Source organism: Weissella paramesenteroides, from assembly GCF_036327715.1.
Lineage (GTDB): Bacteria > Bacillota > Bacilli > Lactobacillales > Lactobacillaceae > Weissella > Weissella paramesenteroides.
Genome location: NZ_CP130559.1, coordinates 1,946,586 through 1,968,676, shown reverse-complemented (window position 1 = coordinate 1,968,676; position 22,091 = coordinate 1,946,586). Strand labels below are relative to the sequence as shown.

At 37.6% G+C, this 22,091-nt stretch carries 21 protein-coding genes; 10 read left to right on the top strand and 11 right to left on the bottom strand.

Going from position 1 to position 22,091, the window contains the following annotated elements:
• Positions 1-696 precede the first annotated feature (696 nt).
• The 4 genes from rpmH (at position 697) to lepB (ending at position 3,107) form a co-directional block, all read left to right on the top strand.
• Complete coding sequence (gene rpmH / locus QRX23_RS09865) at positions 697-831, top strand: 50S ribosomal protein L34 (protein ID WP_002828338.1); 135 nt, start codon at positions 697-699, stop codon at positions 829-831.
• Positions 832-940: 109 nt separating this feature from the next.
• Positions 941-1,297 (top strand): ribonuclease P protein component, encoded by a 357-nt coding sequence (gene rnpA, locus QRX23_RS09860; RefSeq protein WP_002828333.1) that lies wholly within the window; start codon positions 941-943, stop codon positions 1,295-1,297.
• 27 nt (positions 1,298-1,324) lie between these two features.
• Positions 1,325-2,158 carry a YidC/Oxa1 family membrane protein insertase gene (locus QRX23_RS09855; RefSeq protein ID WP_330155487.1) on the top strand — a complete coding sequence of 278 codons (834 nt, stop codon included), beginning with the start codon at positions 1,325-1,327 and terminating at the stop codon, positions 2,156-2,158.
• A gap of 319 nt (positions 2,159-2,477) precedes the next feature.
• Complete coding sequence (gene lepB / locus QRX23_RS09850) at positions 2,478-3,107, top strand: signal peptidase I (protein WP_330155486.1); 630 nt, start codon at positions 2,478-2,480, stop codon at positions 3,105-3,107.
• Positions 3,108-3,161: 54 nt separating this feature from the next.
• On the opposite strand, the gene QRX23_RS09845 is transcribed toward lepB, so the two are convergent.
• On the bottom strand, positions 3,162-3,731 hold the full coding sequence (locus QRX23_RS09845) for a hypothetical protein (protein ID WP_330155485.1): 570 nt from the start codon (positions 3,729-3,731) through the stop codon (positions 3,162-3,164).
• 189 nt (positions 3,732-3,920) lie between these two features.
• On the opposite strand from QRX23_RS09845, the gene QRX23_RS09840 reads away from it, so the two are divergent.
• A complete protein-coding gene (locus QRX23_RS09840; protein WP_330155484.1) occupies positions 3,921-4,748 on the top strand; it encodes a sugar phosphate isomerase/epimerase family protein in 828 nt (275 codons plus the stop codon).
• Positions 4,749-4,805: 57 nt separating this feature from the next.
• Here QRX23_RS09840 and QRX23_RS09835 read toward each other — a convergent pair whose 3' ends face one another.
• Entirely contained in the window at positions 4,806-6,707 is a 1,902-nt protein-coding gene (locus tag QRX23_RS09835; protein ID WP_330155483.1) for an acyltransferase family protein, read from the bottom strand.
• 295 nt (positions 6,708-7,002) lie between these two features.
• Between QRX23_RS09835 and QRX23_RS09830 the strand changes: the two genes are divergently transcribed.
• Both QRX23_RS09830 and QRX23_RS09825 read left to right on the top strand, forming a co-directional pair.
• The gene (locus tag QRX23_RS09830) at positions 7,003-7,854 is read left to right on the top strand and encodes a transporter substrate-binding domain-containing protein (RefSeq protein ID WP_330155482.1); all 852 of its coding nucleotides are present in this window, start codon (positions 7,003-7,005) and stop codon (positions 7,852-7,854) included.
• Between the two features lie 15 nt (positions 7,855-7,869).
• Positions 7,870-8,532 (top strand): amino acid ABC transporter permease, encoded by a 663-nt coding sequence (locus QRX23_RS09825; protein WP_002828327.1) that lies wholly within the window; start codon positions 7,870-7,872, stop codon positions 8,530-8,532.
• Positions 8,533-8,619: 87 nt separating this feature from the next.
• On the opposite strand, the gene QRX23_RS09820 is transcribed toward QRX23_RS09825, so the two are convergent.
• The 9 genes from QRX23_RS09820 to QRX23_RS09780 all read right to left on the bottom strand — a co-directional run bounded on the left by QRX23_RS09820 (position 8,620) and on the right by QRX23_RS09780 (position 18,886).
• The gene (locus QRX23_RS09820; protein ID WP_330155481.1) at positions 8,620-9,264 is read right to left on the bottom strand and encodes a TetR/AcrR family transcriptional regulator; all 645 of its coding nucleotides are present in this window, start codon (positions 9,262-9,264) and stop codon (positions 8,620-8,622) included.
• A 15-nt stretch (positions 9,265-9,279) separates the two neighbouring features.
• The gene (locus QRX23_RS09815; protein ID WP_330155480.1) at positions 9,280-10,443 is read right to left on the bottom strand and encodes an ABC transporter permease; all 1,164 of its coding nucleotides are present in this window, start codon (positions 10,441-10,443) and stop codon (positions 9,280-9,282) included.
• Complete coding sequence (locus QRX23_RS09810) at positions 10,421-11,167, bottom strand: ABC transporter ATP-binding protein (RefSeq protein ID WP_330156145.1); 747 nt, start codon at positions 11,165-11,167, stop codon at positions 10,421-10,423. Before QRX23_RS09810 ends, QRX23_RS09815 begins: the two co-directional genes overlap by 23 nt.
• A gap of 131 nt (positions 11,168-11,298) precedes the next feature.
• Positions 11,299-11,655 carry a hypothetical protein gene (locus tag QRX23_RS09805; protein ID WP_330155479.1) on the bottom strand — a complete coding sequence of 119 codons (357 nt, stop codon included), beginning with the start codon at positions 11,653-11,655 and terminating at the stop codon, positions 11,299-11,301.
• A 143-nt stretch (positions 11,656-11,798) separates the two neighbouring features.
• On the bottom strand, positions 11,799-12,485 hold the full coding sequence (locus QRX23_RS09800) for an ABC transporter ATP-binding protein (protein WP_330155478.1): 687 nt from the start codon (positions 12,483-12,485) through the stop codon (positions 11,799-11,801).
• Entirely contained in the window at positions 12,472-13,413 is a 942-nt protein-coding gene (locus QRX23_RS09795; RefSeq protein WP_330155477.1) for a FecCD family ABC transporter permease, read from the bottom strand. Before QRX23_RS09795 ends, QRX23_RS09800 begins: the two co-directional genes overlap by 14 nt.
• Positions 13,414-13,422: 9 nt before the next feature.
• Positions 13,423-14,283 carry an ABC transporter substrate-binding protein gene (locus QRX23_RS09790; RefSeq protein ID WP_330155476.1) on the bottom strand — a complete coding sequence of 287 codons (861 nt, stop codon included), beginning with the start codon at positions 14,281-14,283 and terminating at the stop codon, positions 13,423-13,425.
• Positions 14,284-14,289: 6 nt separating this feature from the next.
• Complete coding sequence (locus QRX23_RS09785; protein ID WP_330155475.1) at positions 14,290-15,054, bottom strand: NEAT domain-containing protein; 765 nt, start codon at positions 15,052-15,054, stop codon at positions 14,290-14,292.
• A 4-nt stretch (positions 15,055-15,058) separates the two neighbouring features.
• A complete protein-coding gene (locus QRX23_RS09780; RefSeq protein WP_330155474.1) occupies positions 15,059-18,886 on the bottom strand; it encodes an NEAT domain-containing protein in 3,828 nt (1,275 codons plus the stop codon).
• A 193-nt stretch (positions 18,887-19,079) separates the two neighbouring features.
• Here QRX23_RS09780 and QRX23_RS09775 point away from each other — a divergent pair, with 193 nt between their 5' ends.
• The 3 genes from QRX23_RS09775 (at position 19,080) to QRX23_RS09765 (ending at position 22,088) form a co-directional block, all read left to right on the top strand.
• Positions 19,080-19,748, top strand: coding sequence for a potassium channel family protein (locus QRX23_RS09775; RefSeq protein ID WP_330155473.1), 669 nt, complete (start codon positions 19,080-19,082; stop codon positions 19,746-19,748).
• A 297-nt stretch (positions 19,749-20,045) separates the two neighbouring features.
• Positions 20,046-21,404, top strand: coding sequence for an amino acid permease (locus tag QRX23_RS09770; RefSeq protein WP_330155472.1), 1,359 nt, complete (start codon positions 20,046-20,048; stop codon positions 21,402-21,404).
• A gap of 147 nt (positions 21,405-21,551) precedes the next feature.
• Positions 21,552-22,088 carry a helix-turn-helix domain-containing protein gene (locus QRX23_RS09765; RefSeq protein ID WP_330155471.1) on the top strand — a complete coding sequence of 179 codons (537 nt, stop codon included), beginning with the start codon at positions 21,552-21,554 and terminating at the stop codon, positions 22,086-22,088.
• Positions 22,089-22,091 lie beyond the last annotated feature (3 nt).

Genomic DNA, 22,091 nt, shown 5'->3' with positions numbered 1-22,091 from the left:
TTGGTAACCTCCTTAAGAATTTTTATCTTTTTTGTGGGTTTTCCACAGGACGTTTGCTGAACTTACTTTCATAAGTAGCACAATTCGACAAATTACATTTTATCAGCATGTGGATAAGTTTTCCACAAGGAATATAGTTGATGTATCAACGGTTTAGGCTATTTTAGGTAACAATTTGATAGATTCACAGGCTGTGGAAATCTTAATATGAGTTATCAACTGGATGTGAAACAAATTTTAGGCTAAATTCTGGAAAATGTGGATAACTCGGGGGAAAAGTGAGAAATATACAAGTAGTTGTTAACAACCAAAGCTTGATATAATAGTTCTGCAAATAGTTATGCACATATCCACAGGGTAATTTAACATTGGTTTTCCCGATATGTGGAACATGTGGAAAAACTGTGGATTATGGGGAAAACTCACCTAACGCTCTGTTACATTGACTAGTTTTATTAACATAACGCTCCGTTAGGTTTTGGAAAACTTTTTGAAAAAAGATAATTATTGAAATATAAAGTTTTTTTTAAGGCAAAAGGATGTTGGCCATTTTTGACATTTAAAAGAGTTTAAGAATTCTTAAAATGCTTAATATTCTTGATTTGATGTATTGGGAATGGTACAATTGAATACGAATTGTGGTTTGGCCTCGCCAACCGCAGGCCAAATCTAACTACGAATGGGAGGTGTATTCATATGAAGCGTACATACCAACCTAAGAAGCGTCACCGTGAACGCGTACATGGTTTCCGCAAGCGCATGAGCACTAGTAACGGTCGCAAGGTGCTAGCACGTCGCCGCCAAAAGGGCCGCAAGGTATTGTCAGCCTAATTAGGTCCGGCCTTCTATTAGGATTACTGATAATGATCGCGCATGAGTCGGCTATTTTGGCTGATTCATGCGTTTTCTTTTGTCGTGAAAAAGTTTGGAGCAAAAACAAATGCGTAAGAGTTACCGTGTAAAAAAAGAAGCTGATTTTCAATTAGTTTTTGAACAGCATCACTCGGTCGCAAATAAAATGTTTATTGTTTACACAATGACGCGTGAACAACCAACCCACTTTCGTCTAGGAATTTCTATTTCTAAAAAGGTGGGTTTGCGTGGTCATGAGCGTGTGTGGGTAAAGCGGCGTATTCGACAAAGTGTTTTGGAATTTAAGCCAAAAATGCGTTCGGATCTTGATATTTTAGTTATTGCGCGCCCATCAGCACATGATCAAGACATGGCGATCATCAAAAAGAATTTAGAACACGTTTTCAAGTTGGCAAATGTTTTTGTTGATGAGGAAACGAAATAAAAAACTACTATATAATGGAGAGAACGAATGCAGACTCTTAAAAAAATGTTTACAATGCGTTCGGCAATTACAGCGCTTGTTGCATTATTGATCATGATCATTGCGGCTGTCATGTATGATGGGCACGTAGCAGGAAATGGTTTCTGGCGTGGTATTATTATTGCTAACTTCTCACGTTCAATTTTGGGTGTATCAGCTTGGTTTGGTGATAACTATGGTTTCGGTATCATTGTTTTCACCCTATTGATTCGTCTATTGATTTTACCGCTAATGGTTTATCAAACGGGATCAATGCGTAAAATGCAAGAAATTGGACCAGCGTTAAAGAAGTTACAAGAAAAGTACTCAAGCCGTGATCCTGAAACAATGCAGGCAATGCAAGCAGAACAGAAGCAATTGTATAAGGATGCAGGTGTTAACCCCTTTGCTAGCTTTATTCCGCTAATTGTTCAAATGCCAATCTTGATTGCTTTGTATACAGCTATTCGTACAACAAAGTTACTAGAAACGGGTACTTTCTTCTGGGTTCAACTTGGAGATCGTGATCCTTACTTTATTTTGCCAATCTTGGCAGCATTGTTTACGTTTGCTTCATCATATTTGGTTATGATGGGACAACCAGAAAAGAATGGTATGACAACATCAATGACGTATATCATGCCAATCATGATTTTCATCTTTGCCATTTCTGTTCCGTCTGCCCTATCACTTTACTGGGTGATTTCAAATGCGTTCCAGGTTGCACAAACATGGACGATTCAAAATCCATTTGAAATTCGACGTGAACGTGAAGCAAAGAAAGAAGCTGAACGTGCTAAACAACGAGCAATGCGTAAAGCAGTGCGCCGTCATAAGCGTTAATAATAGATACTAAAGAGGAGATTGGGACAGAAAAAAATGTTCCAATCTTTTTTTGCTAAAAATGTATTAATTATAAGCGTGAAAGCTTTCTAGCATAAATGCGTTCCAAAAGTCTGAAACCTTGCTGTAACAACAATTAGGTGATTCTGTCTCTTCGCTTTGCTACGAACCAAAACCACCTAATTATCGTTACAATCGGTTTCAAACCAACTTTTGTCACGCTCTGCATTTCACTTAATCTATTTTTAATTTAGAACTCTTATAGTGTCAGTTATGGTAAAATTAAGCATTGATAATATTATGTATAAGGAGCGTACCCATGAAAACATTTCGTGAAATAATGTCTTGGGTTATTCCAATTTTGGTAGGATTACTTATCGCTTTTGGGGTAAGGTCTTTTTGGTTTACCATGGTTCGTGTCGATGGTGCATCAATGGAGCCAAATCTAACCAATAACGAACGAGTCTTTGTTTTTAGGACAGATAAACTAAAAACAGAGACGATTCATCGTGGTAGCGTTATCGTATTTGATGCCCACGGTGAAGATCCAACAGCAACTGAAAGTAAGGATTACGTGAAGCGTGTCATCGGATTACCTGGTGATACAGTTAGTGCGGTTAATGGTGTTCTTAAAGTTAATGGCAAAGTGGTTGATCAGAAGTATATTTCGGAATCTGAGCAATCAGCAACCAATACGGTTAACCAAGTTGGTAATTGGACATCACTTAAGCAATTGGGTGATCGTCAAGGTTGGACTCGTCAAAAGACAGTTAAAGTACCAGCTGGTAAGTACTTTGTGTTAGGTGATCATCGAACAGTTTCTAATGATTCTCGTTATTGGGGATTCGTAGATAATGATAAAGTCCTTGGGGTTGTTAAAGTACCATTCTGGGGCAATGCCACTAAGAAGCAAAACATTAATACAGCTTGGAAGTCATATTTTGAATAAATAAAATTGAGATTAGATAAATAACCCTCACGACATGCATCCATATCGTGAGGGTTATTTTGTGAAAACAGCATTTATCTCATGTTTATTTTTAGAAATGTCATGATGGATTTTAATGAGGTAACAGTCTTTTTTTGATTGACTTTTATCACGGCTAATTCTTTTTAACTCTGAATTGAATGAATATTTATCCGTATTGAAATAATAGACGGTTTGTTGCAAAGATAGTCTTTTAACTACTGGTGATAATTTTCTGCAATAGGGATTTGTTGAACAACCAATAAAAATGTAGTAATCATGGGATACTTGCCCTTTCAAGACCGTCTTTAATTGCGTATAGTTAACGTGATATGTTTGCATCAAGTTTATTCGATATTCATTTTGTTGTATCGTTGTTATTTTACATTCTGCTTGTTGCCGATTGTAATTAATAAAAATTATTATGCCGAATATTAATATGAATAGAAGATTTATAGATAATTGGAGTGTTTTCTTTGTTTTGAACTGAGTAATATCATCTTTAAAAATTAGGTATATTAGTAATTCTAAATTAACTATCCCCCAAGCTATGTTGATGCCAGGACCATACAAATTAATATATAATGTCCATATGTATTCAGCCATAGAGATTAAAAATAAAAGAAGTAACCAAAGTTGTTTTTTGTAAAATATCTTGGGGATGCTTTGCATATAAAGTACCTCTATACATGTTAATTTTTTAAATCTTAACATGTATATGAAAACAACAGGGTGTCGATTAATAATCGTGCAGTTTTAAACAGTGTATACTAGGAAATGAATGGAGGTACTGTTATGCAATTAGGATTAAAGGCTAGTATTAATAAAGACCAAATTGATGATCGACTACAATATCATCCTGATGTCTTTGAATTTCATTTAACGGATCAAGACTTTACAACTGATGGTTGGGAGCACTTCCTAAAAATGGTGTCATATGTCAGTGATCAAGTACCTCACATCGTTTTTCATCACCCCATGAAGTGGCATGATCAACGTTGCGAGCTATATACGAATCCAAAGGTCAATCCGGAATTGTATGAATTTGTTATCCAAAGTGCGGCGCGTTTGATCAAGTTGGCAGCGCAAACGAATAGTTATGCGTTAGTCCATGGTGCCTATAAGTCAGCCATTAGCAATATTACAACGCAGTGGCCAACGATTGCAGCAGCGCAGGATGCGGTTTTTAATGAGATGGATCGGTTAAGAGAAATTGCTCCCGAACATGTTGTTTTTGAGAATGGTATCTCACCAGTTTACGGATATGGGGATCCTGAACTTGAGAATCGAATCATTCAAGCCAACCTCCCCTTAGCATTTGATATCAGCCATGCGTTCATTGCAGTGCATGCTGATAATGATGTGTTAATAGCGAGTTTGCGCCACCTTAAGCCACAAGTGAAACACTATCATTTGGTTGATTCTATGGGACAAGACCATGATAGTTTGCCATTGGGTAAAGGATTGGTTGATTGGCAGCGAGTGGTAAATGAATTAAATCCGACAGCAAGTCGCATCTATGAAATTAATTTAGCGGATCAACGACATTGTCAAGAAATGATGGCAAGCCATCACTACTTAACGCAGGTTGCTGCTAAGGAAAATAATCAAACCTTAGTTTAATCTCATAGAGAAAAGGACGATAAAATCATATGATTTTTTCGTCCTTTTTTACGTTTATTAATTCTGAGCAGCGATTGTTTTAGCGATTAGACTGGCATATTGTGAAGAGCCGGTTGGATTTGGGTGAACTTGATCGTCACTTAACCAATCTGAATGATTTTGAACAAGTGACGCCCAGTCAACAATATGTAGATTAGAATACTTTTTTGCTTGATTGGCTAAAAGCGTATTATTTGGTGTTATCCAATCACGATCAGCAAAACCGTTGATCCAATAAACTTGCCGACCATTACCAGCAATATTCATAATTTGGTTCAAATCATTGGGATTGATTTGCCCATTTGTACCAATAGAGATGACAATATTTTGTGATAATATGTTTTGATCTTTATAAGACTGCAAAATATCTGGGACAGCATAAGCTTGCCGACCAACCTGAGCGTTTGTAACAGTTTTAGGCATTAAATTCTGCAAACTTGGTGCAATATCAAGCATGACAGAATCACCAACGGCGGTGACTGGTTGATTATGAATTGCAGAAAACTGATTCGCATCAAGTTGATATTTTGTCATTAAATCATGATCTTGTTGTGACAAGGCTAACTGATTGGGGTGACTTGCAGATTGTGCATTCGAAGACTGGCTAGCCGTTTTTTGTTTTGTCTGTTTAGCCGTGGCAACGGCTTTTTTGTTAGCTTGATCAATACGGCTTTTATTATTATTTAAGCGTTTTTCAAGATTGTTTGTTGGTTTTGCGTGCCCGGTTGCATTAGCTGATATCGCATAATCCGTGCCAACCATTAACATCATGGCGACAACCATTGTGAGCTGAACCGAACGAATTTCGAAGAATCTTTGTCGTGGATGAGCTGCTACGATGGGCTTTTTTGTTTTTCGGAAAACATTTTCAATGTAGCGATAACTTAGTTCTGCCAATATCAGAACAATTGCTAACTTTAGAATGTTTGCATCTAAGGTTGCATGTTTAGGTACAATGCGATCAAAAAAGATAAATACCGGTAACTGATACAAGTAAATACTGTATGACCGGGCACCGAGATAATTTAAAAAAGAGTTGTCTAATGCATGACTTAGAAATGAGGCGGGATGCGCTGTAATTGCAACTAGCATCGTTAGTGCAATTGTTGCAGCAAACATTAATCCTTTGTAAGTTATTGCCCATTGCCCATTTAGTCGGAATAAAATGAGCAATGTTAGTGCAAATGATAATATCCCCCAGATGTTTAAATGCCATTTAGCAGATTTTGGTAAGTTATATCGCATGCGATTTGATGGCCAAAAAAATGCCAGCGCTGAACCAAGCAGGATTGCAAATACCCGCGTGTCAGAACCATAATATGCACGATTGATATTGATTGGATCATACATAACACCAAGTAAGATAGCAGAAGTACCTGCCAAACTAATTAAAGCCACGCCAAGGTGTCTGCGTCGAATAGGTTGTTTTAATAGAATCATAACGATAATGGGCCAAATGAGGTAGAATTGACCTTCTAATGATAATGACCACAAATGCGTAAATGGGGATGCCCCACCCCATGAATCAAAGTAGGATTCACCATGTTTCGTGGCCCAGATATTGTAAACATATAGCATATTACTGGCTAGAATGGCACGTAAATTATACAGTAAATCCCGAGCAAACAAGGCGATATATGTGGACGTCGCTAATAGCATCATTAATAAAGCTGGATATAGTCGTTTTATACGACGTAAATAAAAACTGAATAACTTTATATGACCATCACGGTCGTATTCTTGCACTAATTGGTCAGTAATCAGATAACCAGATAAGAAAAAAAAAAGCGGCACACCCATCCAGCCACCTGGTAAATATGTTGGCCATAAGTGAAATATTATGACACCAATGACAGCGATTGCTCTCAGTCCATCAAATCCGGTAATATAACGCGACCTATTTGTTTCAATCCACCCCATTTATGCTCTCTTTCCAAATGTATGTATGATTCAAAATGTTTAATTACTTTATAAAAGTACCCGCTAAGCATTTTAACGTAGCTTTTGGGGCACAACAATAAAAAATAATAGAAGAAAATTTTATAAAATGATGAAGATAAATAATTTGATGGTATTATGATTTATTTTAAATATAAAATGTTGGTGTTTTTGACGAAAAATAAAATTATCAAAGATAACCGGGACTTTCCCTTGAAAAAGGGTGTTTCGCACTCTATACTGAGGAATGAAAACGTTTTCAAAAAGGAGTCGGAAAATGGTTAAGAAAAAAACTGGTTTGATCATGGGTGGGATAACTGTAGTTGCTGCTGGTCTGTTGGTGGCAGGTTATGGTCAGAAAGTTAGTAGTAATACAACGGATAAATCAACACTAGAAGTTGCCACTTCGGGTACCCTTTATCCGACGTCATATCATGATCCAAAGACTAAAAAGTTAACAGGATATGATATCGAAATTGTTCGTGCTGTGGCCAAGAAAATGGGACGCAAAGTAGAATTTAAGCAATTAAATGTTGATGGTCAATTAACCGCGGTTAAAACTGGTAAAGTTGATATGGCAGCTAATGATATTGGTATTTCACCACAGCGTAAGAAGGAGTTTACGTTATCAACGCCGTATAAACATTCGTTTAACAGTATTGTTGTTCGTAAGAGTGACAACTCAGGCATTAATTCGTGGCATGATATCAAAGGTAAAAAAGCTGCTGGTGAAGCAGGTACGAGTTATCAACGTTTAGCTAAGCAACTTGGCGCAGAGACAATCAACTACAATAACGTTTCAAATGATGTCTATCTACGCGATGTTAAAAATGGCCGGACAGATTTCATTATGAATGATTATTATTTGCAAAAGCTAGCATTAAAAGCCGTTCCTAATAATGGTCTAAAGATTAAGAAGGATATGTATTTTAAGACCAAAGATGATGGTGCTGGCGTTGGTATTTTGATGAAAAAGGACAATAAAAAGTTAGCTAAGCAAGTAAATAAGGCTTTAGCCTCGCTCAAAAAAGATGGTACATTGAAGAAATTGTCTGAGAAATTCTATGGTGCAGATGTGACTAAGAAACCAAACGTTCATATTTCAAAGACTTTTACGATTAAGGAATAAGGAATGTGATTGTGAATGGCATTTTTACACTATCTTTCAATTCCTAACTTTTTTGATGCCCCGCTAGCTATCTCATCGATACCATCAATTTTGTCTGGTTTTCCGATTTCATTTGGATTAACTGCTGTAAGTTTTGCATTGTCACTCATCCTGGGGTTATTACTAACCTTGGCTCAACTTAGTCATTTTAAAATTTTACACTGGGCAGCACGAGGATTTATTTCGTTCATGCGTGGTGTGCCAATGTTGGTCATTTTGTTTGTGATATATTTTGGGTTTCAAACGGCAGCTTTTCCGGCTGCAGTGATTGCTTTTACGATTAGTAGCAGTGCGTTCGTTTCAGAAGTTTATCGTTCATCATTTTTGGCCGTTGGACAAGGACAATGGGATGCGGCTTATTCACTGGGGTTACCCTATCGCAAGGTTGTGAGAAAAGTGATTTTTCCGCAAGTATTTCGTATTTCTATACCAGCACTTGGTAATATTTTACTCGACTTGTTTAAAGGAACGTCATTAGCAGCAATGATCACGGTTAGTGAAATGTTTATGAAAGCGCAGATTATTGCTGGTGCAGACCAGGATTATATGACAATTTATATTATGATTGCGATTCTGTATTGGTTCTTCTGTTGGTTAATGACGATTGCCCAAACAACGTTAGAAAAACATTTGGCATAATTGTTGATAGTTAACTTGTATGATATTGATTAAAAAACAATCTCTCACTAAAATTAGCTTTGACTAATTTAGCGGGAGATTGTTTTTTTATTTAGGCTGTAGCCCTTTAATCAAGAATTCAGTAGCCTCTTGGCTAGAATGAGTTACATCAAAAGTGGTACTTCCAAAAAAAAGTAAAGGTGCAACATAGCTACCACTTATGCCTAAAATATATTGAAGAATTTTTATGAAATCCCAATCAACTAGCTGCCCCTGTTGTTGATAGTATTTAAAAATAGTGACTAATTTGTTCAAGTCTAAGCTGGCAAACTTCTCAATAAGTTGCTGACGAATTTTCATATTAGTCATTGATTCACGAATCAAAATACGAATTTGTGGCAAATTATTTATAAAAAACTGCATCCGATTTTGAATCAGATTTTGTAAAAATTCTTGAAAATGAGGTCCTTTTGGTGTGGTTAATTCATTAATGAATTCATTAGCAACTTTTGGAATGACTTCATCAATTACAGAATCAATCACAACTTGTAATAATTGTTTTTTGGTTTTGAATTGTTTATAAACGGTACCTTCTGCTACGCCAGCCATGCTTGCAATGTCACCAGTACTTGTGTTTTCAAACCCCTTTTCGGAAAAAAGAGTTAAACTTGCTTGCAAAACGGCTTTTTGCTTATCAGAAATATTCATTTCATCGAGGCTTTTACTAAATAGCGTTGAAATATTATTAGCCATCTAAATTGTGCCTCCTTAAACTTCACGATATCGGCGCATTGCATTTAGATTCAAGGCCAAGAATAAGGTAGCGAATAGTAGTAAGGCTAATAGATTTGGCCAAATTTGGGTGATATTAAACCCTTTTGCAACCACATCACTCATGGCATTAGCGCCATAGTAGAGGGGCATAATATGACCAATTACTTGTAACCACCCAGCCATCTGATCGACGGGGATGATTCCTGAGAAGAACACTTGTGGAATGACAACTATTGGGATGAATTGCATCATTTGGAATTCCGACGCTGCAAATGTTGAAATAAATAGTCCCATGGTTAGGGCAACCATGGCCATGAGAACATTTATGAGTAAGACATTCCAAATACTACCTAAAATTTGAATATCGAAAACATACGTACTGTAAAAAACAATTAGCAGTGTTTGAATGAGGGCAAAAATACCGTAACCACTCAAATAGCCCGTGATAATCTCGCCTCGTTTAACTGGTGTGGCTAGTAGACGCTTTAAGGTACCTGTTGTTCTCTCACGTAGTAGGGCAATTCCTGAAATTAGAAAGACGAAGAAGAAAACAACAAATCCCATCATAACTGGCAAGAAGGTGTCAAAGAAATTAGTATCCTTATCGCCATAGATATAATGTGTACTAACTGAGTAATTTTTCGTTGTTGTATTTTGTTGTTTAGGTAAGGATGCTTGAACGTTTGCTTGCGTGCCCGTTTGCTTTGCAAGTACCGCTAGTTGTTGTTGTAACTTTTGAATAGCTTCCTTTTGGGTTTTTAGTGCAGTTACTGATGCTTGTGTCTTCAGCTTAATTTGTCCGGATTGTAAACTCTTTTTGATGATTGAACTTTTTGTTTGATTACTATTTTGGAGTGTTAAGGTTAACTTATTGCCTTTTTGGGTCATGACCGCTGCATAATCATGATCATGAATCAATTGTTTTGCGGAATCATCGGAAGAGATATGATGTATTTTCAAATTATCATTATCAATCGCTTTAATTAATGTTGAATCAACATTTCGAACAGCTAAATCTGCAGTTTGATTGTTATTTGATTGGAAAAGAAAGTACATTAAGGTGAGAATTAGCAATGGCGCAATAAACATCATCGCTAAAGTTCGTTTATCTCGCAACATTTCTTGTAAAACTCGTTTAATCATTGCCAGTGTGCGCATCTTGTTCCCTCCCTGCCTTTAAAAATACTTCTTCAACACTATTAACTTTAAATTCTTTTATTAATTGGTCTGGTTGCCCTTGAGCAATGGCAACACCATTGCGAATCATTAGTAGGCTATCCGATTCTTCGGCATCATCCATGACATGAGTCGTTAATAGAATTGTTTTACCTTCATGACTTAAGCGATGTAATTCCTGCCAAATTTGTTTTCTTAACTCAGGATCAATACCAACAGTTGGCTCGTCTAGAATTAGGATATCTGGGTTGGCGACTAAAGCAATGGCTAATGACAGGCGTCGCTTCATACCACCAGAATAGTCACTAACATGTTTATCTAAATCTTCATCCAGATTGACTACTTTTGTTGCATAATCAATTTGAGCAGGTAAGTCCTTTTTGTCCATGCCTTGCATTTGACCAAAGAAAGTTAAATTTTCTCGCGCAGTTAGTGTTTCGTATAGGGCGTCAGCTTGAGCCATAAAGCCAATTTTGGCTAATATTTTACGATTAGGCATTGCTGTACCAAGGACAGTGACAGATCCCTTCTTGGGCCGTAGCATGCCCATAATGGCATTAATGAGCGTTGTTTTACCGGCACCACTTGGTCCAATTAAACCTAAAATCTCACCAGACGCAATAGACAAATTAATGTCACTGATAACAATGTTTTTTCCGTACCCCTGGACAAGATCTTTTACTTGAATGATTTCTCCCATTTTGATCCCTCCTGTTAATTTTAATAATGTGCTTTATATCATAGTGAGTGAGTATTCACTTCTTGACATAAGAATAACACTTTCCTAAAAAAATACAAAAAAAATAGACCGATTTGGTCTATTTTTTTTTGAACACATTAATTACGTTTATATTTGGTGAAAAATGACGGTATAGTTTGTCCAAGCGAGAGACAAATCAGGAAAAATAGGTCACTGAAATGCGAGGCTGTTAGAGCGACAATGAGATAAATAATAAAAATGAGTAGTACCCAAAATACTCTAAAGTATCGAATAGTGGCTAGTCTGTTTTTATCTTTAAATTGTGGATGTTTATGCTCATAAAAATAACTAGCGACTAGCACTATCAGTATTGCTAGGCAAGACGCTAGGAAATACCAGCCAAAATTATTGGTAAGTCCTTTTGCAATGGCAAAAATAGATAATATTATAAGCCACGAAATAGATATATATGCGCCATATTTCCAATCAACCATCAAGCTCCCCCTTTATGGTGTATTGTATCACTTCTACAATGATTGATTAATGAAAAGCATTGCTACTCTCATAAAGTAAAAAACACTAATGGATGAAATAGTATCCATTAGTGTTTTTTTACTTTACCACACAGATGATCAAGTTATTTTGGTTGAATAATCGTCTGATTAGGTGTCTTTATTAATTGTAACGGTGTCTCAAAAGCTTCAGAAAGTAAATCGATTTGATTTTGCATTAATACAGCAGCTTCACTGACTAAATCGGCTGTACGTCGTAAAAGCCAAATATGCTGACTGTAACGGAATGCCTGATTTAAATCATGGAGTACCATTAAGACCGTCATTTGTCGTTTTTCTTGTAACTGTTGTAACGTTTTGAGAAACAATTCTTGAAAATGTAAATCAAGAAATGTGGTTGGTTCATCTAAAATCAACAAATCGGGTTGTTGCTGTAAAACAAAACCTAACCAAGCAAGTTGTTGTTGCCCACCAGATAAATCAGTCATCTCTTGATCTAGTAACGGTGTCAGTTGCAGTGTGTTAATCACTTCTTCGTCCATTGTTGCGTGACTAAGCTGTAATAATTCACGAACAGTTAAAGGTTCGTATAACTGATTATGTTGCGATAATACTGCAACATGTTTAGCTTGGTTAATCACTGAGCCACTGTCTGGCAATAGTTCAGCAGTTAATAACTGGATCAAAGTTGATTTACCAACGCCATTCGGTCCAATTAATGCCGTAATCTGATTTGTAGGTAATCGGGCAGACACATTATCTAGTAACTTATGGTTACCACGACTAAAAGATAGATGATTAATGTCGAGCATGATGACCTCCTTTGATTAACATTAGACCAAATAGTGGGCCACTGATAGCTAGCAGAATGGCACTGGTTGGTAATTCCTTGGGTGCGACCACCGTGCGTGCAATCGTATCAGCATTAAGTAGCAATAGACTGCCCCACAAAGCAGTTGGCCAGATTAAATGTTGGCTTTTTTGTTTTGGACTCATAAAGCGAGCAATTTCTGGCAAGATGGCACCTAGGAAAAAAACAATACCAATGAGACTAGTCAGAGCACCCGTCCATAGGCCAATTGCCAGTAGGACGATCCAAATCGTTTTCTCTTCCGAAATACCAAGTAATTTTACTTGGCGAGAAGGGAGAGCAAAATATTTTAGATTTTGCCAGACCAGCGTAATCAAAATACAACCAATAATCATGACCATCATTAACTGCATAACTTGTGGCCAGCTCACCGTACTTAGTGAGGGTAATGGGACACCCAAACCTTCACTGGCAATATTTGTTAGCGCTTGAAAAGTCATAGCAGTCGCGATTCCTAGTAGAATCAACCGCAATGGTGGCTGATGTTTAGGTAGCACAACGAACCAAACCGCAGTTAGTATTAATCCTGCAAAACTACCTAGCAAAACGTTGACGTTTAAGAAACTAGGTAAAAGAACTAAGAGTGCAATTAGTAAAAACTGACTACCGTTCATAATTCCTAGAATAGATGTATCAACGAGTTGATTTCGTAGAACACTTTGTAGCAGCAAGCCACTAATACCAATGAGTGCACCACCAAGTACTGCGACAAGGATTCTTGGTAAACGGTAATTGATAATTAGCTGCCAAGTGTCGTGATTTCCGTGAATCATTTTTATCAGAGAAATCGGTGTACTACCAACAACCAGTGCGATCATGATGCTGACAATCACTAAGATGACCAAAATAAATCGATAATATCTAGACATTATCTCCTCCTATTTTTTAAGCCAAGTCCGAATTTGTTGATAGGCTTTCGGTGCATTTAAATTAGCAGTCATACTGAATGTTGGTTCTTTAGCACGGTAAACATGACCGTCCTTAACAGCAGGCACTGCTTGCCATGTTGATTGTTTGAACAGTGCATCAAAGTTTTTGAAGACACTATCAGGCATTGCATGTGCCATTGTAATAATAACTGTTGGTTGTGATTGTGCAATCTGTTCAGCATTCATTGTGACAAATGGACTTGAACCAGACCCGACGACATGACCACCAGCTTGGGTAATTAAATCACCAATATAACTATGCTCAGTACCAACTAAAAATGAACCGCCAGGCATCCCCATCAATAATAAGACATTTTGCCTTTTCTTGGGATGTTGTTGTGGCAATGAAAGTGAGTGATTTAATTGTTTAGCAGCAGCTTCTCGGTGGTAAGTCTTACCAAGAGAAGTGACCGTTGTTTGTAAATCAGATAATGTATTAAATTTCAATTGTTGATATTTAATATGCTCACTATCTAATTTTTGTTGATAATCAGAAGCAATGGCAGCATCCAAATAAACCAGATCAGGTTTTAATTGACCAATTTTCTCTAAGTTTGGGGCAACATGATTACCAACTTGTGGTAAATCACGGTACTTTTTAGGTAGCGATTGTTGCTCTCCGGGCGTTGGTACGCCAACTAAAGGGACATCTAGCTTATTAAATATCTGAGCTTGCGCATTGGTCGTCACGACAATTCTTTTTGAAACGGTTGTTTCATGAGTTGGGCGCATCATTAACCAGATCCAACCAGCACTAATAATTAATAGCACGAGTAATAAAACAGTTAAGATTTTTTGTTGTTTTCGCATAGGCAATTACTTCTTTTTAAGATTAATGACTAATCCAAGAATAACGCCAATTGCCAGACCACCACCTACAATAGCAGCGACAGGTAATTGCTTGTCTTTGTGAGTCTCTTCAGCAACTTGTTTTGTTGACTTTTGGCTGCTCTTAGATGCAGCGTGTTTACTAGTTGCACTAGAACTAGTCGTTGTCGCAGAACTTTGGCTTGATTCAGATGAGCTTGAGCTACTTGCAACAAAACTCGAACTAGTTGTTTGTGAACTAGCTACTTGGCTGCTTGAACTTGATAACTGACTAGTTGCAGATGAACTCGATGATGATGTTGCAGCAGGTACTGAAGATGCGTTCAATGATAAACCAACAACATAGTTGTGATGATAGTTAATGCTATTAACATCAACTTTAATCGCAGCATTGTGACGAGCACTTAAGTTCGATGTCACGAAGCTGTAAGTAATTGTCTGTGAGTTGCCGGAATCGCTGCGTGATACATTAGCACCTGCGCCGTCAATACTTAGTACTTGCACAGGATAATTACCTAAATCCTTCTGAGTCGTAACTGTTGATGTGACAGTATAACTGCCATTACCATTGGGTGTTACTGTTGCTGAATTAGCAAAGTATGCGGCTGCATAGGAAGTATTCGATGAGCCATTTTCTAATACTTGCAAAGGCACATTATATGAGGCCGCATGCACTGGTATTTGAACACCAATCATGAAAAGTAAGAGTGCCAGCATACTCAACAAATAACGTAAATATTTTTTGTTGTGCATCTGCTTACCCCTTCTTAAAGAAGTTGGTCAACAATGACACACCAACATAACCTAGTGCAGCAGCAATTACACCACCAGCAACAATGAGAATGTTACGGCGAGTTGTGTTGTCTTTTTGATCAGCTTTAGTATCTTTTGAAACATTTGTATCTGACTTAACAGTATCTTTTTTGTCTGAATGTTTAGGCTTATTGGCCTTTTCATCAGATTGTTGGCTAAATGCAGAGTCAGTATTAGCACTAGTATTTTCAAATGTTCCGGTTGCCACAGGATCAGATGTTCCACGTGAAACATCACTAGTGTTTAACGCAGTGGTCAACGTGTTATCAGACATGTTTGGCAAGCCAGTCGTTGGTTGAGTTGCCTCGCTAGCATTATTTAGTGTACGACCAATAACGAAACGAATTGTGTAAGTGTGGTCATACGATAATGGCGCTGTGAAATGAACATGAATCGTTGTCGCAATCGGTGCCTTAATTTCGTTTGCAGATAACGAGAATCGGAAAACTGCCTGGTAATAGTTACCAGTTTTAAAGTTACTCATACGTGTGACATGGTGGGTACCATCCATAAATGTAATTGGCGCTGATCCCATCATCGCTGGCGTATGCGTTGTCACATAACCAGTATATGAGCCATTACTATTTTTAACTAATTGAATGGTTGGCAAGAAATATTGCGCAGCAACTGATGTGCTGTTACTGTTACCTTGCAAAATTGTTAGTTGGTGCAAGGTAGCGTTTGGAACAAGTGTCTGACGGCTTGTTGATAATGCACTACCAGAATTAGATTGGCTAGAAGATGAAGCACTAGAAGATGAGCTTGAATTAGCAGCACTACCACCGTTGTTGCTGGTCTTCTTAACGCTACTCATATCAAAGACAATATCGGCACTTGGATGCTCAGTGAAGTTAATTGCTGAAACAAAAATTGTCATGTTAGATGTCATGGTCTTTGACAACGCAGCAACTGGTACCGTTACGACCCAACTATTGCCGTTAGCCTTAGCAGCAACACCATTGATTGAGAATGTTTTCATCATAGACATAGCATCATTTTGGGTAGCGAAAGTAATCGTTGCTTGACCATTTTTAACAGCAACATTTGCTGGAGACTTCATATAAGTCTTCATCGTTGAATCTGTTTTAGTACCCGTCTTGTAAATGCCATAGTTTACAGTATACTTGCCATCCTTGGTAATATCAGCCTTAGAGTTATTTTGACTAGAAGATGAGGCACTCGAAGCGTGCGATGAACTGGCAGAGCTGGCCTTGCTAGAAGATGAGGCACTCGAAGCATGGGATGAACTAGCAGAGCTAGCTTTGCTAGAAGACGAAGCACTTGAAGCTGAACTAGAACTAGCAGCACTACCACCGCCGTTGTTACCAATCTTCTTAACACTACTCATATTAAAGACAATATCGGCACTTGGATGTTCAGTGAAGTTCATTGCGGCCACGAAAATCGTCATGTTAGATGTCATCGTCTTTGATAAGGCAGAAACGGGTACAGTGACGACCCAGTTGTTGCCATCAGCCTTAGCGGCAACACCATTGACAGAAAATTCTTTCATCATAGACATGGCATCATTTTGGGTCGCAAATGTAATTGTGGCTTTACTATTCTTAACCGCGACCGATGCTGAAGAAGTCATATACTTTTCCATGGCTGAAGCTGTCGTAGTGCCTGATTTATAAACATGGTAGTTTACAGAATACTTACCATCCTTGGTAATGTCAGTCTTAGAGTTGCTTTGACTAGAAGATGAGGCACTTGAAGCGTGCGATGAACTAGCAGAGCTGGCCTTGCTAGAAGATGAGGCACTTGAAGCGTGCGATGAACTAGCAGAGCTGGCTTTGCTAGAAGACGAAGCACTCGAAGCATGCGATGAACTAGCAGAGCTTACCTTGCTAGAAGATGAAGCACTCGAAGCTGAGCTTGAACTAGCAGCACTACCACCGCCGTTGTTACCGGTCTTCTTAACACTACTCATATCAAAGACAATATCCGCACTTGGCTTTTCAGTGAAGCCCATTTGAGGAACAGAAATCGTCATGTTAGATGTCATGGTCTTTGACAAGGCAGAAACGGGTACAGTGACGACCCAGTTGTTACCGTCAGCCTTAGCGGCAACATCATTGACGGAAAATTCTTTCATCATAGACATGGCATCATTTTGGGTCGCAAATGTAATCGTTGCTTGACCATTTTTAACAGCAACATTTGCTGGGGACTTCATATAAGTCTTCATCGTTGAATCAGTAGTTGTACCTGACTTGTAGACATTATAATTAATAGAATAAGTGCCGTCTTGCAAGATGTCTTTGTCAGATGATGCTGATTCTGATGATGAACTAGATGAGTTACTACTATCACTTGTTGATTTAACAAGTGCAGGGTTCATATCAAAAGTAATATTTGAGTTATAACCCTTAGATGGACTCATTGGTACACTGGTAAATGATTTCAAGGTTACTTTACCATCTTTACCGGGTACCAGATCCTTCGTCGGAATAGTGAAATCAACGGTTGTTGACTTATTAACAACGGATTTTGTCTGACCATCAAAAGTGACTGATGGAATCATCCCCATCATACTTGGGACTTGATAAGTAACACTAACGACACTTGTTAGTGCGCCAACCTTGACGTTAAATTCTTTGGCAAAGAAACTATCCATATGACTATCAGGACTGACCGCAATTTGGTAGCTTCCAGCTTTTAGGTTATTTTGGGCAATAAGTTGACTAACATCAAAAGTGATGTTTGATGGATAATCATGTGTATAACCTTGGGCAGACACATGGGTTAGCGACTTAAGAGTCAACTTACCATCTTTGTCAGGGGTTAGATCTTTAGTTGGAACAGTAAAAGTAGTATCCTGACCGCTAACTGATTTTGTCTGACCATCAAGTGTTAGTGATGGAATCATTTTTGCTAATGATGCATCGTTTAAACTCAATGTGATATCTGTTTGCTCACCTTTAACATTAATGCGAGCGGTTGGCTTCAAAAAGCGTGACATCCCCTGGTCTGCTGCAATGTTCACTGTTGAATCTGTTGATGAAGATGAAGTAGTCTTATCATCTGAAACAACAGCAGATGATGCTGTATCGCTACTATTATTTTGCCCGTTATTTACCACACTAGAGGTAGCTGTATCATTGTTAGATGATTGTGCGCTGCTACTTGTTTGGCTTGAACTTGATGATACAACACTTGTTGTTGTACTTGAATCAGCAATTGAAGTACTTGCATTGTTTGAAGAAGAACTTACTGAATGACTTGAATTTGCTGTACTTGAAGAAGAATTAGAGCTTGAGCTAGAAGCAGCTTCCGGCTTAAATCCTTGAATAGCTAAACGAATATCATAGTCGTGATCATAATTCATCATTGGAATGTTGACATGAATCTTGGTCTTGATTGGTTGCCCACTAGCCAATTCATCTGCTGTCAACGTTAGACGATAAATGGTTTGGTTATAACCATTTTTTTGTGTGGTGCCCATTTTAACAACTTGATGTTGTGTATCCTCACTTGAAATGGGCTCATCACCGAGATTAACGGGTGTATTAGATGTTAAATAAGCATAATAATTTCCGTTTGCCTGCTTCTCTAGTGAAATCGTGTTTAAATAAAATTGTGATGCAGTAGATGTTGCATCGCTGTTACCCTGCAAAATTTTCAAATCATAATTCTTTTTAGTTGCTACAGCTTGCGTGGTCTCAGCAGCATTAACAATTGTGTTAACACTTGAGACAGTCGTTGTTGTTAGCATACTTCCAAGAACAACTGTTGAAAACAGTGTTGCAGTTCGTGAAAAAGTACTCATACCTGTCCTAAAACTCCTTCTATTATTCTTAATTTGTCCCATTTATAAGACTTCACATAATTTTCATGAAAAGTTCATAATTGAACATAGACAATTTTAAAGGTTATTTTTAGGTTAATCAAGTTATTTAAAATTAAAGACAGTATAAGATTAGTGATAAAATAAATTATAGAAAATTTGAGAGGTTACCGATATGAAACAGACATATGCGATTGTTGGTTTGGGCCGTTTTGGTAGCTCATTACTAGAATCACTTATAGATGCTGATCAAGAAGTTTTAGTCATTGATAAAAACCCAACGTTAGTAGAAAACTATATGGATATTGCAACTCATGCAGTGATTGCAGATGCGCAAGATGAAGATGCTTTGCGAGACTTAGATTTAGCAAGCTTTGATCATGTTGTGGTAGCAATTGGGCATAATCAGCAGGCATCAATTTTGACAACAATCTTACTGAAAGATATTGGTGTACGTCATGTGATTGCGAAAGCTGAGAATAATTTGCATGCTCGTGTACTAGATAAAGTTGGGGCTGATCAGGTTGTAAGACCAGAAAATGAAATGGCGCATCGTTTAGCTGAACAATTAATGACACCTAACCTACTTAATTTTATTGACTTAGGTGATAAACATTCATTAGGTGAAATTAAAATTGGTAATTTGCGTTTTGCCAACAAGACCATTGAAGAGATAGATATTAGGAAAAATTATGGCCTTAATATCATTGCCATTCGTTCTGAGGATCGTGTGGTGATTACGCCAGAACCCGATGAAATCATTCAAGTTGGGGATGTGCTGACAGTGGCTGGTGAAACAAAGGATGTGAAGCATTTTGAATCACTAGTAGCCAAAATTAAGTAATTATTGTTGACTAGCTATTGACTATCAAGTTTAAACAGCATATAGTTAACCATACTAATTTGTGTTTTGATGAAAAAAGAAGTTATTGGTTATTGATAATATTTAGAGAGTTTGTGTTTGGTGAAAGCAAATTATTATCGGCTAGTAGTGGCGCTTTTGGAGAAACGAAAATTACCTGTAATTAAGTGGCTTAGTCAGCGACTAAGAATTAGGGTGGAACCGCGTTATTAAACGTCCCTATGTCAAATTTAATTTGGCATGGGGATTTTTTATATCCTCATGCAGTGAGGTATATTTATGAATAATCAGTCGGAACGTGAATTATCACGTGGTCTTAAAGCACGCCATGTGCAGATGATAGCTATTGGTGGAGCGATTGGAACCGGTCTTTTCTTAGGATCGGGATCGGCAATCAAAGCAGCAGGTCCAGCACTCATTCTAGCGTATGCACTAACTGGTTTATTTGCATATCTAATGATGCGAGCAGTTGGTGAATTGTTGCTTTCAAATACAAAGATACGATCATTCATTGATTTTGTCCGTATTTATTTGGGTGACAAATGGGAATTCGCCATTGGTTGGGCGTACTGGTTAAGTTGGGCAAGCTTAGCGATGGCGGATCTAACTGCGAGTGGTATTTATTTACGGTATTGGTTTCCTTCACTCCCACAATGGGTAACGCCATTAATTGTTATTATTGTATTGGTCACGTTTAATCTAATTAATGTGCGATGGTTTGGTGAGTTAGAGTCATGGTTTGCTTCAATTAAAGTTTTTGCGATATTGGCATTGATTGTTGTTGGAATCGGCTTGATTATCTCAGGGTTCCATACAGGTGGTAACACTGCAAGTTTTGGTAACCTAGTTTCACATGGTGGATTCTTTGCAACTGGATTTAAGGGCTTTATCATGGCCTTTCCAATGGTGATTTTTGCCTTTACTGGTATTGAAATGGTTGGGTTAACTGCTGGTGAAACAGAGGATCCAGAGCGTGATTTGCCCAAGGCAATTAACTCTGTACCAGTGAGAGTTGGTTTGTTTTATGTTGGTGCAATTGCAATCATTATGTCAGTTTATCCTTGGAATCAAATTGACACATCACAATCACCATTCGTACAAGTATTTTCCGGTATGGGCATTAATTTTGCTGCAACGTTAGTAAACTTTGTTGTGTTAACAGCTGCCCTGTCTGCTGCTAACTCGGCAATTTTCTCGACATCACGGACATTATATGTCTTGGCAAAAAATAGCCAAGCACCAAAATCATTGGCGCGTGTTTCAAAAAATATGGTGCCAGTAACGGGAATGTTGGCTTCAGCAATTGTCTTTTTGGCAGTTGTATTACTTAATTACTTCTTCCCATCAAAGATTTTTACCATGATTACCGGTGTTGCAACGATGAGTTTTATTTTTGTTTGGATACTTATCATGGTTGCCCATATTAAATATAAGCAAACGACAGCAGCAGTAAATAATCCGTATAAGATGCCCTGGTTTCCAGCAACTAGTTATCTAACAATTGGGTTCTTCGTGGCCGTTCTCATTATTTTGGCACTTGACCCATCAACAAGACTATCTGTTTTCTTAACAGTTATATTCTTTGTATTGATGTTAGTTGGCTATAGTTTATGGGCAAAACGCTCACAAAAAATATAAATTATTGAATTGATTGGAAAGTGTAAAAAATTTTCCAATCAATTTTTTATTTGGTAAAAACCTGATTATATAGGGAATGCAACTATTTGGTGCTTGGTAATTTTGTAGGAATTCGATAGATTTATTAGTATAGGAGGAACAAAGAGTATGGATTTAGGGTCACAAATTAAAAGGCAACGGGAAGTAAAGGAATGGTCGCAGCAAATCTTGGCTGATAAGTTACATATTTCGCGTCAATCAATTTCTAAGTGGGAACAAAATACAGCACTACCTAGCTTTACAAATATTGTAGCAATGAGTGAGTTGTTTAATATTTCTTTAGACGAATTTATTAAATCCGACACACAATTAGCAGAACAAATTGATGCAAAGATGAAGATGTCAAAAATACTACATGCAATCACCGTGAGTGCTTTAATCGCATTCATGGTATTTATTGGAATGAAAATAGCTAGTATTAATATTTATGACATTAGTTCGTATTTTACGGATTTTGGAGCCATTTTGCTTATAATTGTCATGTTTAAATTAGACTGGCATAAACTTGATCAAATTGTTTCGAGAAATGTAATTATATTAATTGCGATTACGGTAGTTATGTTCTTAATCCCAGCGATTAATGATTTTATAATGAGTTTTATTGACGGGTGGAAGCGGGCAGTGATTGACTCTAATTTCGAGTGATAG

Excerpts from the sequence above, each read along its gene's own strand:
- rpmH (WP_002828338.1), top strand. The coding sequence starts at position 697 with ATGAAGCGTACATACCAACCTAAGAAGCGTCACCGTGAACGCGTACAT.
- rnpA (WP_002828333.1), top strand. The coding sequence starts at position 941 with ATGCGTAAGAGTTACCGTGTAAAAAAAGAAGCTGATTTTCAATTAGTT.
- QRX23_RS09855 (WP_330155487.1), top strand. The coding sequence starts at position 1,325 with ATGCAGACTCTTAAAAAAATGTTTACAATGCGTTCGGCAATTACAGCG.
- lepB (WP_330155486.1), top strand. The coding sequence starts at position 2,478 with ATGAAAACATTTCGTGAAATAATGTCTTGGGTTATTCCAATTTTGGTA.
- QRX23_RS09845 (WP_330155485.1), bottom strand. The coding sequence starts at position 3,731 with ATGGCTGAATACATATGGACATTATATATTAATTTGTATGGTCCTGGC.
- QRX23_RS09840 (WP_330155484.1), top strand. The coding sequence starts at position 3,921 with ATGCAATTAGGATTAAAGGCTAGTATTAATAAAGACCAAATTGATGAT.
- QRX23_RS09835 (WP_330155483.1), bottom strand. The coding sequence starts at position 6,707 with ATGGGGTGGATTGAAACAAATAGGTCGCGTTATATTACCGGATTTGAT.
- QRX23_RS09830 (WP_330155482.1), top strand. The coding sequence starts at position 7,003 with ATGGTTAAGAAAAAAACTGGTTTGATCATGGGTGGGATAACTGTAGTT.
- QRX23_RS09825 (WP_002828327.1), top strand. The coding sequence starts at position 7,870 with ATGGCATTTTTACACTATCTTTCAATTCCTAACTTTTTTGATGCCCCG.
- QRX23_RS09820 (WP_330155481.1), bottom strand. The coding sequence starts at position 9,264 with ATGGCTAATAATATTTCAACGCTATTTAGTAAAAGCCTCGATGAAATG.
- QRX23_RS09815 (WP_330155480.1), bottom strand. The coding sequence starts at position 10,443 with ATGCGCACACTGGCAATGATTAAACGAGTTTTACAAGAAATGTTGCGA.
- QRX23_RS09805 (WP_330155479.1), bottom strand. The coding sequence starts at position 11,655 with ATGGTTGATTGGAAATATGGCGCATATATATCTATTTCGTGGCTTATA.
- QRX23_RS09800 (WP_330155478.1), bottom strand. The coding sequence starts at position 12,485 with ATGCTCGACATTAATCATCTATCTTTTAGTCGTGGTAACCATAAGTTA.
- QRX23_RS09795 (WP_330155477.1), bottom strand. The coding sequence starts at position 13,413 with ATGTCTAGATATTATCGATTTATTTTGGTCATCTTAGTGATTGTCAGC.
- QRX23_RS09790 (WP_330155476.1), bottom strand. The coding sequence starts at position 14,283 with ATGCGAAAACAACAAAAAATCTTAACTGTTTTATTACTCGTGCTATTA.
- QRX23_RS09785 (WP_330155475.1), bottom strand. The coding sequence starts at position 15,054 with ATGCACAACAAAAAATATTTACGTTATTTGTTGAGTATGCTGGCACTC.
- QRX23_RS09780 (WP_330155474.1), bottom strand. The coding sequence starts at position 18,886 with ATGAGTACTTTTTCACGAACTGCAACACTGTTTTCAACAGTTGTTCTT.
- QRX23_RS09775 (WP_330155473.1), top strand. The coding sequence starts at position 19,080 with ATGAAACAGACATATGCGATTGTTGGTTTGGGCCGTTTTGGTAGCTCA.
- QRX23_RS09770 (WP_330155472.1), top strand. The coding sequence starts at position 20,046 with ATGAATAATCAGTCGGAACGTGAATTATCACGTGGTCTTAAAGCACGC.
- QRX23_RS09765 (WP_330155471.1), top strand. The coding sequence starts at position 21,552 with ATGGATTTAGGGTCACAAATTAAAAGGCAACGGGAAGTAAAGGAATGG.